Source organism: Psychrobacter sp. UBA2769, from assembly GCF_002352555.1.
Classification (GTDB): domain Bacteria; phylum Pseudomonadota; class Gammaproteobacteria; order Pseudomonadales; family Moraxellaceae; genus Psychrobacter; species Psychrobacter maritimus.
The window spans coordinates 74,904-87,665 of sequence record NZ_DEIR01000007.1; the positions used below are offsets into that span (position 1 = coordinate 74,904).

Consider the following 12,762-nt stretch of genomic DNA (forward strand, 5'->3'; position numbering starts at 1 on the left):
TTACCATCTTTTTAATTGATCACTGAAAACTCTTGAATATAATATCGTCTTTAAACCACCATATTTACGCTGACCTCTGCCGTCAAATCCGTACTTAAGCCTAGAAGATTTTCAACTATATTATTTTCTTTGTGTAGTTGGCACTTGCTGACTCTGCATAACCGTGCCCTTTCTAAAACAATACACTATGTTATGATCTACTCATATTGTTATAACGAGCTCTCAACAAAGCAAGTAGGTAAACTATGACTCCAGAAGATGATCCAGAATCTATAGAATCAAACGCTCTAATTAAGTCTACTAGCAAGGGGTTGATGACTAGCAAAGGTCGTAGAAGCCAAATCAGCCTAACGTCTGATATTATCAGAGCAGCAGCAATAACAAGAACCTCTAGACAATCATTGGTTGATGAAAGCTGGATGCAAGAGATTTGGGAATGGGCAGATGAGTTTGGAATACATGAACGGAGAGTACCGCGTGATCGAGAAAAACTATTAGAATTGACCAAGCTTGATGTTGGTTGTAGTGTTCACGGTAAGCTTCTTGAGAAGGAAATTAACAAGATAACTAAATCTCAATCGCGTAAAGCTATTGGTTATCAGCTTAGCGAGCTACCTGAAAGTATTGGTAATCTGACCAATTTAACTGAGCTTAATATTAGTGGTAATGAGTTGAGCGAGTTACCTGAAAGTATTGGTAATTTGACCAATTTAACTGAGCTTAATATTAGTGGTAATGAGTTGAGCGAGTTACCTGAAAGTATTGGTAATTTGACCAATTTAACCAAGCTTAAGATCGTGCTTAATCAGCTAAGCGTGCTACCTGAAAGTATTGGTAATCTGACCAATTTAACTGAGCTTGATATTAGGTATAATCAACTTAGTGAGCTACCTGAAAGCATTGGTAATCTGACCAATTTAACTGAGCTTAATATTAGGTTTAATCAGTTTAGTGAGCTACCTAAAAGTATTGGTAATCTGACCAATCTGTTCTATCTTTCTCTTCAAGATAATAATTTTAGCGAGTTACCTAATTGGCTCGATAAAGATATAATCTATTAAGTATTATAAGGTAATCCAACTTGCAAACTGAAGCCATTTTTGAATGTATTGCTAACCGTATCTCGCTTGAGCTTGAAAAAGCACAAAGCAGTGTTTATATTGCCGTTGCTTGGTTCACCAATCAAAACTTATTTAACGTCATGCTACAAAAAGCGCAGCAAGGCGTCACAGTCCAACTTATGCTATCTAATGACCATATTAATCAACAAAGTCTAATTGATTATAATCAATTAGATATAGGTAGCTCCGCTGTTTATCTTATTGGTGACGGTAAGCAAGACCTTATGCATAATAAGTTTTGTATTATTGATAACGACACTGTGATTAATGGCTCTTATAACTGGAGCTATAAAGCTGAAAAGAATCATGAGAATATACTTATTACCAAAGGTGATGAGGTTTTAGCAGAACAATTCATTAAACAGTTCAAAAAAATTCGTAATACCTACTTTGATCATCAAGAAGACACTCCAGAGCTACCGCTCGATAAAATCATTAAGCGCCTTGAGATTATCAAGAACTATGTCGTTTTGGAAGACATAGAAGACATCACTCGTGAAAATGACAAGCTGAAAGTATATGCTTTTCAGCAAGATATCGCTGCTATCACTCAAGCACTACAGCAGCATAGCTTTGAAACTGCAATAACGCTTATTGACCTGTTTATTAGAAACCATCATGCCTTAGTTATCTATAACGACATTGATATTAGCGCTTTAAAATTAGAAATCCGTCAGCTTGAACATCAGCTCAATGCCTATGACAATGAAAAAATAGAATTAGAGCAACTGTGCTCAGAGTTTTATCATCGCCATACACAAGAGCTTGGCAGTTACATCAAACGCTTATTAGAGCTGCGTAAAATATCTACTGAAGATGATCCAGAAGAGTACGCAGAAGCGGTGAAAGATGAGGAAGACTATAATGAGCAGTTTGAACTCGAATCTGAAAAAGAAATCTACGAGCTAGATAATGAGCAACGTTTAGAGATAAAAAAAGCCTATCGACAAGCCAGTCAAATCTGCCACCCTGATCGTGTTAATGAAAATATGAAAGACCTCGCGCAAGAGATTTTTATTAAGCTTAATGAGGCTTATAAGAAGAACGATGTGGACGAAGTGAAGCAGATTTTATCTGAATTAAGACAAGACATATTCAAACCACGTTCAGAAACTGTCAGCGAGTCAGATCAGCTAAAAGTCATTATTAAGACGCTCAAACATAAGATAAAAAACCTTGAAGACGAAATATTTATAATCAAAGACAGTGAGGACTATCAAACTATTAGTAATATTGATGATTGGAATAGCTATTTTGAAGACGTCAAAGCACAGCTGATTAAAGAAATTGATTATCTTGAAGTTGGTATGCCAGATGGTCCAGTCGATGACGATATCCCATTTTAACGAATACATAAATACAAACTGTTGATTAAATTAGATAGGGTCTATTTAAATAGACCCTTTTTCTATATCTAAAGAATAAAAGTAGTTTATAATAGAGTTGTGAATAACATACATGATTAAGTGTTGATTAAAAGGTTTGTCACATGGCTCAGATTAAGAACTTAATATTTAGTAATGGGGAAAGATATCCAATGCTAATGGATTCAGATGGTACTCCTGACTATTGGGTTACATTATATGTGACAGAGAAGCTAAGACCTTCTCAAACACAATCCGCAATTATCAATACTCTTGGGCATTTGATACACCTTAAACTATGGGAAGAGATAAACAATAGAAACCTTATAGAAGAGTTTGTAGAGTCTAAGTTCTTAAGTAATGAGGATGTCTACTCTATTCGTGATCACTGTATGCTAGATAGTAGAAGCTTGAGGAATTGGTTAAAAAGGTCAAAAAGCAACGTAGTAAAGTTTCCGTCAGCCTCAACTGCGAACTTTATGCCTATTCAAAGTGTTTCTAGTAACCATGCTTCAAATAGAATGTCACATATAGCTTCCTACTTAGACTTTATAGTCCGAGTCTTACTAAAAAACAAACTAGTAAATGAGAGTGTGTCAACTTCAATTACTAACATGAATAATTCCCTATTATCTAATAAGCCCAAGGGTAACAAAGGAAAAGGTCTTGCTGCTGACCCTAATTCAAAGTCTGCACCACCTGAAGCCTTTTCTAGAATATTAGAGATAGTGAAAGAAGATTCACCTGATAACCCTTTTAAAGGTATAGACGTCAAGTTACGCAATGCAATTATATTTGAAGTCATGAATAATACAGGTATGAGAGCAGGTGAAATCTTAGCGTTGCAAATTGATGACATAGATTTCTATGATAATGCTATTTCAGTTGTGAGACGTCATGATGCCGTTGAAGACCCTAGAAAAATGCAGCCAGTAGCTAAAACGAGAGAACGTAGAATCCCTGTTAGTGCAACTCTCGTTGAACGATTAAAAAGCTACATTATGGAAAATCGTGCTGCTACAGATAAAGCTAAAGGACACCCTTATATCTTTGTCACTCATAAACGTGGTAACTATTATGGTAAACCAATATCTAATAGTACGTTTGTTAATCGTATTCTTAAGCCTGCAATAGCAGTTAGCCCAGATTTACTTGAAGAAATAACAAGACACGGGTTTCGACATAATTTTAATTATAACCTTTCAAAGCGTATAGATGCGATAAATGCAGCAGCAAAAGGAAACTCAAGCATAGATTCAATAAACGAAAAAAAAGAGATGCAAATTAGAAAGGATCTTAATGGATGGAGTTCTGAGAGTACTGCTGAGGGATATAATTTAAGACATATAAGGGAAGAAGCAGATCGAGTTATGCGTGAAGATATAGAGCATTGGTCTGAATTTATACACAAGGATGCATAGCATGAATGGCTTATTAAAAAATAATGGTGATTCAGAAGCCCATGATGATTTTGAAACAACAGAATTAAAAGTTCCTATACGACATATTAGTAAAGGCGGATATACTTTTGATTTTGATAATGATGAGTGGCGTTTAGATGGCTCCACTGTTATATATTTCAAACGTCTCACACCTATGAATAGAGAGTTAAAACATAGCTTTAAGGAAGCTTTGTGTCGATATGCAGAAGAGCTTTCAGCAATGCATACCTTCAATATGTTTAATAACTTTAATCTCTTTATGAAAGCCAATACTGATGACAGGATAACAGTAGAGGCTTTGTCTAATTATAGAGCTTCACTTGATTCAGTTGATGAGCACAAGTTAGGCGCTTTAAAAGGGTTCCTACTATCTTGGTATGAGTGGCGCTTTGCAGGTATTAATAAAGTAGTAATGAATTACTTAGATGAATTAAAACTTAAAGGCTTTGCAAAAGGTAAGGCGGTTAAAGGAGCATGTCCACATTCTGGGCCGTTAACTCATAATGAGTTAGGATCCTTAATTGATTGGGCGTCAAATGCATTCAATACAAAATTACTGAACCTCACAGAGTATTCTTTCTTCATGGTACTAGCATTCACTGGTCGTCGAACTGTTCAAATTCGCTCTTTGAGGTCAAAAGACATTATTTACCGTGAGGATAGTCATGGGCACGATTATATTATTAACTGCCCTAGGGCTAAGCAACGTGGATTTGGTTTTAGAGAACAGTTTACACCTTTCACAATCAACGAAGATTTATACCTTATTTTGAATAACAAACGTAATGAATCAATAAAGCTAATTGAAAAAAATTTAGGGATTACTCTGCATCCAAAAATACAGTGTGAGATTCCCATTTTTTTAGAAGAATCTAGGCTAATTGAGATAGTAGATGAAAAAGATTTAGTTAAAAAGTTAAATGATTTGCCTGACTATCTACATATGACAAGAAGCAATGCCATCTCCTTGCTTAAAGGAGTATCTATTAAAAATACCGCTTATTCTGAGAGAACTGGGGATTTTATTAATTTTACGGCTTATAGGTTCAGATATACAAAAGGTACTAATCTTACACGTAGAGGAATAACAGGTGTTGCTTTAGCGGCGGCATTAGATCACTCGGATACTCAAAATATTGGTATTTATGTAGAAAACACCGAAGAAACTGCCCAACAGATTGATGAAGTGATGGCTCCAATATTAGCGCCGCTAGCGCAGGCATTTGCGGGAAAACTAATTTCTTCTGAAAGAGATGCTATTAGGGCAAACGACCCTAATAGCAGGGTTAAGAATAGAGCTTCTGAAAACGTGGGTAATTGTGGAACGCATTCCTTTTGTGCATCTGGGTATAGAGCATGCTATACCTGCATAAATTTTCAACCTTGGTTAGAAGCTCCTCATACTAATGTTCTCACGGAAGTCTTAGCAGAAAGAAAAAAACAAGAGGAGCTAGGTATTTCACAAAACGTTATTCAATCAACAGACAGGTTACTACTTGCTGTACAACAAGTCGTTCTTATGTGTGAAGCTATCAAGTCAGAGGAGAGAATAGTAAATGTCTAATGTTATTCATTTTCAACCTAAAGACGAGCTAACAGCTAAAAGGAACTTAGAGAGTTTTATTGTCGATTGTCGTGATAAATTGACGCTCTATGATGATCAGGGCGGTTGGCAGAGTAATAACTGGAAACACGAACAAAAAGGGCGTTCAATAGCAATGACCTTTTCAAAATATCGTGAAGTTTCGAATCCTGCTAACTTTGATCCTTTAGAAGAACCTTTCCTATCTTTCGCAAAATCTTATATTCGTTACAACCAAAGCATCAAAGCTGTTTCAAGTGTTACTAATAAGATGGTCGCTTTACGCCTAATTCATGATGCTTTGTTTGAGGTTCATGATGATGCCGATATATTAAAAGTTGACGGTTTAGTCCTTAGTAAGGTGAATGAACTAACTACGCTTCGGATAACTAATGATGACCGCAGAAATAAAGTAGGTTACCAAATTCAAATTCTGCTTGATTTCATTCGGGATAAGAGGTTTGTACCTACACTACAGGCATGGGTAAATCCTTGGCCTAAAGTAGGCGCAAAAGCCGAAAGAACTGACAAAGAATCTATAGAATGGCAGGATACACGTTGTCCAAGTATGCATCAAATGTTAGCTTTGGCAGATAGTTTTGCAAAAGCTGATAATCAAGAAGACAAGTATTGGTCTAGTATTGTAGCACTGCTAATGTTTGCACCTGGAAGAGGTGGCGAACTTTCGGAATTAACGGTTGATTGTATTCACCGAGGCGAAAATGGAGCGTTAGGTGTCAGATGGTATGCTAAAAAGGGCTTCGGTCATACAATCAAGTGGGTTCCTAAAGACCTTGAAGAAACTGTTTTAGAGGCTCATAGAAGGCTAATTGAGATTGGGCAGCCTGCACGAGATGCTGCTAGATTTGCCTACGAAAATCATAATACCTTCTTGCGTCACGAAGACTGCTGTACTTCAAATGATTTTTCTGAGAATAGAAAGTTAAATGCATATGAATTTTCATGTGCAATGAACTTCTCAAGAGCTACTACAGAAGGGTTGTTGTATAAGAATATAGATCTACACTCTGATGAAGCTTGGGACTATATCGGTCAAAGAAAGACTAAATGGATAGAAAGTTTAAGGTCTAGTGGAAGCCCTACATATACAGCGCTAGCTAAATACACATTAGAAGAATACAGAAACTCAAGTTGGCCAAATTTACAGTCAATTGAACGTCCAATATGGGAGTCTCTAGTCCTTATACGTGATCGCGAGTTCCATAATCAGTTTGCTGTCAGAGCTTTCTCATGGCGTCTGCCTACGGTTAACGAATTAAATGCTCAACTAGCTATCCGAGACAAACTTGGGAATCCGCCTAAAACACTTTTTCAAAGAATGGGTTATAAAGACGAAGATGGATCTGAGATTCGTCTAACTTCACATCAAATTCGTGTTTGGCTATCCACTAACGCTGAGCGTGGAGGTATGGATGCATGGCAGTTAGCGCGATGGGCAGGACGAGCAAGGATAAACGACAACCGTCATTATGATCTTCGAACTAGCGAAGAGCGAGAGCAACAAGTTAGAAGTGTCATAGAGTTTAATGAACGTCCGACGGCGCTTCAAGCTATAAAACTTAATTTACCAGTAAGCTATACAGACTTAGGTTTAAACCGTATTGGTATCGCTGATGTTACGGAGTATGGAATGTGTACTCACGATTATGCTATGTCACCCTGTACCAAAGGTGGCGAATGCATGACGTGTAAAGAGCATGTTTGTATCAAGGGGATGCCCAAAACTTTAGAAAGCATTATTAGACTAGAAGACCAAGTAGAGTCTCAGTTCAAAAAAGCAGAACGTGATGAAATTAGTGGGCATTTTGGTGCTAACAGATGGGTAACTCATCTTAGTTGGAAGTTGGCACATATTCGGACGCAGCGTTTATTGCTTGAGTCAGAGGACACAGCTGAAGGGGCTATTTTGTGGATTCCGCCAGATCATGATCCTAGTCCAATCAAACGTGCGCTAGCACAGAATGACTTACAGGTTACAGCCAATAGCGAAGATTACGTTGAAGAATCCACACTTAAATCACTATTAGGAATTGAAAATGCCTAAACAAATTATCACAGAGAAAACTCTCAAAGTTGCGTTGCACGAACTAGATAATTGGAGTGGTAAGTTAACATGGGATAGATATGCTCAGCAGCTTGCTAAAGTATTAGGTGAGGATACGATTAGTCGGCATACCCTAATGTCATACAAGGTGCTAGTTGAGGCTTTTAGAGAGCGAAAAGAAAGCTTGAAAGAAGCTAAAAATAGCGATGCACCAGATATTACTCTTGAGTTTGCCAAAAAACAGATTGCTATGCTAGAAGCTAAAGTAAAGCGACTTGAAAGTCAGCATGAGAAGTTACTAGAACAGTTTGTGAGATGGCAGCATAATGCTTATATGATGCCGAAAGTGGATATGAATTTGCTTAATCAGCAATTAGATAAACCTTTGCCCCAAGTAAATAGAAGATAGTTAATACGCTTCTATATCGCCCTGTATTAGAATTAAAGAGTAGAGGTGTGAGTTATGTGCTGATTATGCTTTAAAGAGCCTGTATGGGCAAATATGAGACTCTAAGCACTTGATTAAGGCATCAAATAGACTTAAAGAATTACCTTAGCTCAAAATTTTACTTATAAAAAATTAAACATTTAACCAAATTGGAATAATCATGCCGTTATTAGACTGGGTGAACCGCAATCAGGCGGAAGAAACTGCTGATCAAGTACCATACCATTTACTTAAGTTTGAAAAATCTTATGGTGATTACGATCAAACTCAAGAAAATTTGATTGTTCGAGGAGATAACTTACAAGCACTTAAGGCTTTGCTACCTCTATATGGTGGTCAAGTCAAATGTATATTTATTGACCCGCCTTATAATACAGAGCAAGCGATTGAACACTATGATGATAAATTAGAGCATGCCCAATGGCTCTCAATAATGTTTCCAAGAGTTCAGCTGTTAAGAGATTTTTTAAGAAATGATGGTTTATTCTTCATTATTTTAAGCGATCATCAAATTCACTATATGAAAGTAATATGTGATGAGATATTTGGTAGGTCTAATTTTATCAACCAAGTTAGCTTGAAAATGAAAGAAAGTGCTGGTGCATCAGGTGGAGGTGAAGACAAAAAACTTAAGAAAAATATTGAATACCTCTTAATCTACTGTAAAAACCTAAAGAACTTTTCTAAATTCAACGATGTAAAGGAAGAAGAAGATTTATTTGAATATATTGAAGATATGAAAGATAAAGGAAAGAGTTGGAAATATACTAGAGTAGTGGAAGACTTTGGGCAAAAGACTTACTTTAAGAGTATTAAAGACGGTGCGGGTGAGGAAATTAAAATTTATAAACATGAGAATACAATTCTAACCTCTATTTCAACAATAGCTAAGCGCGACGAATTAACCGAGAAAGAAGTGTATTTAAAGCATTACGAGAATATTTTTAGAGATACTAACGCTCAAAGTTCGATTCGTCAGAGGGTTCTAGAAGCAGTCGATGAAGGCGAGTTTTTTAGCATCGAATATACTCCTAAATCAGGCAAGAATAAAAATAAACTGACAACTGTTTATTATAAGGGTCAAAACTGTGATCAATTAGCATGGCTAAGAGATATTGCATTTAAGAAGGGTCGTAGGATAGTTAGACAATCTAAACTCGGAACGTATTGGGAAGGTTTTCCATTAAATAACCTAACTAAAGAAGGTGGAGTAAGGTTTCCTAAAGGCAAAAAACCAGAGGCTCTAATTAAAAGAGTATTAGACCTCTGTACTGACGAAAATGATTTAGTCATGGACTCTTTCCTAGGCTCAGGTACTACAGCTGCTGTAGCTCATAAAATGAGAAGGAGGTATATCGGTGTCGAAATGGGAGAACAGGCAGTAACACATGTATTACCTAGATTACAGTTAGTCATTAATGGTGATAATACAGGTATTTCGGATGATGTAGATTGGAATGGTGGTGGTGGTTTTAACTATTTCACTCTTGGATCACCTGTGTTCAATGAACTAGGCTTTCTGAATTCGGATGTTAAGTTTAATGACCTTGCAAGTTATGTATGGTGGTTAGAGACAAAGACTCCTTTACAGTCTAATAAGCATGATACACCATTCTTAGGGGTACATAACGAAGTCGCTTATTATCTATTATATAACGGTGTACTAGGCGATACACGTCCGCGTGGAGGTAACTTACTGACTCATAAAGTTCTTAAATATCTTGATGAGAACTACGCATACGATGGGAAACGTATCATTATTGGGGAAGCCACACGTATTGGTGATTCAAGCTTAGAAGCATTAAATATCGAGTTTAAGCAAATTCCGTATGCTCTTTATGGTACTCAAGCGAATAAGGATTAGAAAATGAGTTTAAAATTAAAAAATTATCAAAAGAAATCGCTAGAGGCTTTGAACAGGTTTTTTGTAATAGCTTCTTCATTCGGAGCTAAATCTGCTTTTGAGGAATGTATTGCTGAAAATAGCTTAGAGGCTGTTAGTTATAACGACCGACTTGAAGGTGTACCAAGTGTATGCTTACGTGTTCCTACAGGTGGTGGTAAGACGCTGATGGCGGCTCATAGCATTCCTATTGCTGCTGAACAATATGCTAATACTGATACACCTATTGTGTTATGGCTTGTACCTACTGATATGATCAGGACTCAAACCCTATCAGCATTATCTAATCCTTATCATCCCTATCGAAAAGCCTTGCAAGGTCAATATGGTGACCGATTAAAAGTATGTGATATCGAAGCACTACAGACCCTGAACAAGCATGATATTGAAGGTTCGTGTGTAATCGTAGTGACTACTATACAGGCTTTCAATATTGATAAGGATAAAACTTATCAGCGTAATGCTTATGCCTTCGACGAAAATTTAAGTGAGTTTTTTAGAGATTTATCAGCTGATCAGGTATCTAAACTAGATAAAGTTACGGAAGATACCTTGCAGCATCAACCGTTTTTGACTACAAAAGATATAGGTAGAGTTAAGCATTCCTTAGTTAATTTTTTCAATATATATAGACCCATCATTATTGTTGATGAGGCGCATAAGAATCGAGGTGGTAAAAGCTTTTTTCCTACGCTAAAGCGTCTTAACCCTAGTTGCTTAGTAGAGTTTACCGCTACACCTAAAGATAATAATGTGCTGTACTCTGTGTCTGCTGCTGAACTTAAAGCAGAAAATATGATCAAATTACCTATTGTTTTAACTGAGCATTCTAATGAAGATTGGCAGTCCTGTATTCGCGACTCACTCATTCATCGTGCGAACTTAGAAATACTGGCTCAAAAAGAGCATGAATACATTCGACCAATTTTATTGATTCAAGCTCAAGATAAAAATGGGGTGGCAAACGTTGATTCTGTTAAAGACTACTTATTGTCTGAATGTAATATCACAGAGGACTGGATAGCTATCTCAACGGGTCAGACCAAAGAGCTTGAAGATATAAATCTATTTAGTGAGTCCTGTCCTATAAGAGTTGTTATCACTGTAGAGGCATTGAAGGAAGGGTGGGATTGTTCGTTCGCTTATATTTTAGCGAGTTTACAGAATGTCAAATCGGCTACTGATGTAGAGCAGCTATTAGGGCGGGTATTAAGAATGCCTTACGCTAAAGAACGTGCGCAATCAGAGCTAAATAGAGCTTATGCACATGTTATATCAAATGATACAACCGAAGCCACTACCCATCTAAAAGATCGCATGGTAGAAAATATGGGCTTTAATAAGTGGGAAGCAGATGCAGCTCTTGTTCCAAAAGCTCAAACTGAATTAATTTTAGGGGAAGCAGGAGGGAGTGCAACTAAGCCTAAAGAGCCTGAGGTTTCAATACCTTTACCGTTTGATTTAAAGACGGAAGACTTAGGGTTAGAGCTGCAATCATCGGTTAAGAAGTATGAGACTAGCCAAGGCTCGTCATTAGTGATAATGAAGGGTACGAGTGATGAGGTTTTTGATCAGATACAAGATATAGCGCTAAACCAAGCGTCTCCTAAACAGCAAGAGAGCATACAATCTTCTTTTGAAGAAGCTAGAGCACAAAGACAGTCAGCATTAGCCCCTGAGAATTGGAACGCTACATTTGCACCCATTTTGCAATTAGGTTTGTTGCTAGAAGGAGATTGGCAACTTGCCGATAAGGAAACCATTGAAGATAGTGTAGAGTGGGATTTACTTGATTTTCCCGTGAGCTTAGAGCAGTTTATTATTAAAGAAACCGCTACTAGCTTCGAAATCGATATAAATACGGAACAGAAGTCTCTTAGTTACAAGCGTTTGCATACAAAGCAGCTTCATTTCGAGGATATGCCAACTCCAATTACTGAGGATGATTTGATTAATTGGTTAGATAGAAGGACTAGAAGATCAGGATTAACTCAAATACAACTTAGAGCCTATCTTGTTAAGCTATTGTCATACCTTATTAATGAGAAAAAATATAGTCTGACCAGTTTACATCGTGCGCAGTTTCAGTTAGCGCAAGCTGTAAATGATGAGATTAATAGGCTTTTCAGTTTAGCGAGAAAAAAGGCTTTTCAATCAGACTTGTTTGAGCATCTTAAGGTAAGCGAAACTATTACTCCATACAACTCTTTTGAGTTTAAAGCAGGGATTTACCCTGTAAGAAGGCCATACAGAGGTAGTTTTAAGTTCGAGAAACACTTTTATGGGCAAATAGATGATTTAAAAGAGAAGACTAATTCAGGAAAGGTTGCAGAAGAGTTTAAATGCGCTCAGCTTTTAGACTTTCATCCAAAAGTTAAACACTGGGTAAGAAATATTCCTAAACAGCAACATTCATCATTTTGGTTGCCAACTCAAAAAGACTACTTTTATCCTGACTTTGTTGCTGAGCTTATCGATGGTTCTATTTTCGTACTTGAATATAAAGGCGGTCATATAGATACTGCTGACGATGCTCGTATCAAAAATGATATTGGTAAACAATGGGCTAAAGATAGTAACGGTAAGCGAATATTTCTAATGGCAAAAGCACAGGATAGTATGGGCCGTAGTTTGGAAGAGCAAATTAATCAGGCGATTGGATAAATGTATTTTCAACTATAAATGTTGATTAAGAGCTTTAAAAGATGGTGTTTTATGTCTTAATAAACTATTATATTTATTAATGTTGATTAAAAAATTAATTTCTTATATAGTTCTTTGATTTTAAAGGATTTATCTATATTTAATTAACGTTTTTAATATTTATGTATTCATTA

At 36.6% G+C, this 12,762-nt stretch carries 8 protein-coding genes; all 8 read left to right on the top strand.

The window, feature by feature from the left end; all coding sequences use genetic code 11:
* The first annotated feature begins 245 nt into the window (after window positions 1–245).
* Window positions 246–1,061, top strand: a complete 816-nt coding sequence (locus B3Q63_RS02750) for a leucine-rich repeat domain-containing protein (protein ID WP_296173489.1) — start codon at window positions 246–248, stop codon at window positions 1,059–1,061.
* A gap of 20 nt (window positions 1,062–1,081) precedes the next feature.
* On the top strand, window positions 1,082–2,467 hold the full coding sequence (locus B3Q63_RS02755) for a phospholipase D-like domain-containing protein (RefSeq protein WP_296173491.1): 1,386 nt from the start codon (window positions 1,082–1,084) through the stop codon (window positions 2,465–2,467).
* Between the two features lie 143 nt (window positions 2,468–2,610).
* A complete protein-coding gene (locus tag B3Q63_RS02760; protein ID WP_296173493.1) occupies window positions 2,611–3,906 on the top strand; it encodes a tyrosine-type recombinase/integrase in 1,296 nt (431 codons plus the stop codon).
* A gap of 1 nt (window position 3,907) precedes the next feature.
* Window positions 3,908–5,491, top strand: a complete 1,584-nt coding sequence (locus B3Q63_RS02765) for a site-specific integrase (protein ID WP_296173495.1) — start codon at window positions 3,908–3,910, stop codon at window positions 5,489–5,491.
* A complete protein-coding gene (locus B3Q63_RS02770) occupies window positions 5,484–7,574 on the top strand; it encodes a hypothetical protein (RefSeq protein ID WP_296173498.1) in 2,091 nt (696 codons plus the stop codon). Before B3Q63_RS02765 ends, B3Q63_RS02770 begins: the two co-directional genes overlap by 8 nt.
* A complete protein-coding gene (locus B3Q63_RS02775; RefSeq protein WP_296173500.1) occupies window positions 7,567–7,983 on the top strand; it encodes a hypothetical protein in 417 nt (138 codons plus the stop codon). The genes B3Q63_RS02770 and B3Q63_RS02775 overlap by 8 nt, the downstream gene beginning before the upstream one ends.
* Before the next feature lie 199 nt (window positions 7,984–8,182).
* Window positions 8,183–9,886 carry a site-specific DNA-methyltransferase gene (locus B3Q63_RS02780; RefSeq protein ID WP_296173501.1) on the top strand — a complete coding sequence of 568 codons (1,704 nt, stop codon included), beginning with the start codon at window positions 8,183–8,185 and terminating at the stop codon, window positions 9,884–9,886.
* Between the two features lie 3 nt (window positions 9,887–9,889).
* Window positions 9,890–12,589: a DEAD/DEAH box helicase gene (locus B3Q63_RS02785; RefSeq protein ID WP_296173503.1), complete on the top strand. Its 2,700-nt coding sequence runs from the start codon at window positions 9,890–9,892 to the stop codon at window positions 12,587–12,589.
* Window positions 12,590–12,762 lie beyond the last annotated feature (173 nt).

Bases quoted from the DNA above. Each gene is read 5' to 3' on its own strand.
- B3Q63_RS02775 (WP_296173500.1), top strand. From the start codon at position 7,567: ATGCCTAAACAAATTATCACAGAGAAAACTCTCAAAGTTGCGTTGCAC.
- B3Q63_RS02780 (WP_296173501.1), top strand. From the start codon at position 8,183: ATGCCGTTATTAGACTGGGTGAACCGCAATCAGGCGGAAGAAACTGCT.
- B3Q63_RS02750 (WP_296173489.1), top strand. From the start codon at position 246: ATGACTCCAGAAGATGATCCAGAATCTATAGAATCAAACGCTCTAATT.
- B3Q63_RS02785 (WP_296173503.1), top strand. From the start codon at position 9,890: ATGAGTTTAAAATTAAAAAATTATCAAAAGAAATCGCTAGAGGCTTTG.
- B3Q63_RS02765 (WP_296173495.1), top strand. From the start codon at position 3,908: ATGAATGGCTTATTAAAAAATAATGGTGATTCAGAAGCCCATGATGAT.
- B3Q63_RS02770 (WP_296173498.1), top strand. From the start codon at position 5,484: ATGTCTAATGTTATTCATTTTCAACCTAAAGACGAGCTAACAGCTAAA.
- B3Q63_RS02760 (WP_296173493.1), top strand. From the start codon at position 2,611: ATGGCTCAGATTAAGAACTTAATATTTAGTAATGGGGAAAGATATCCA.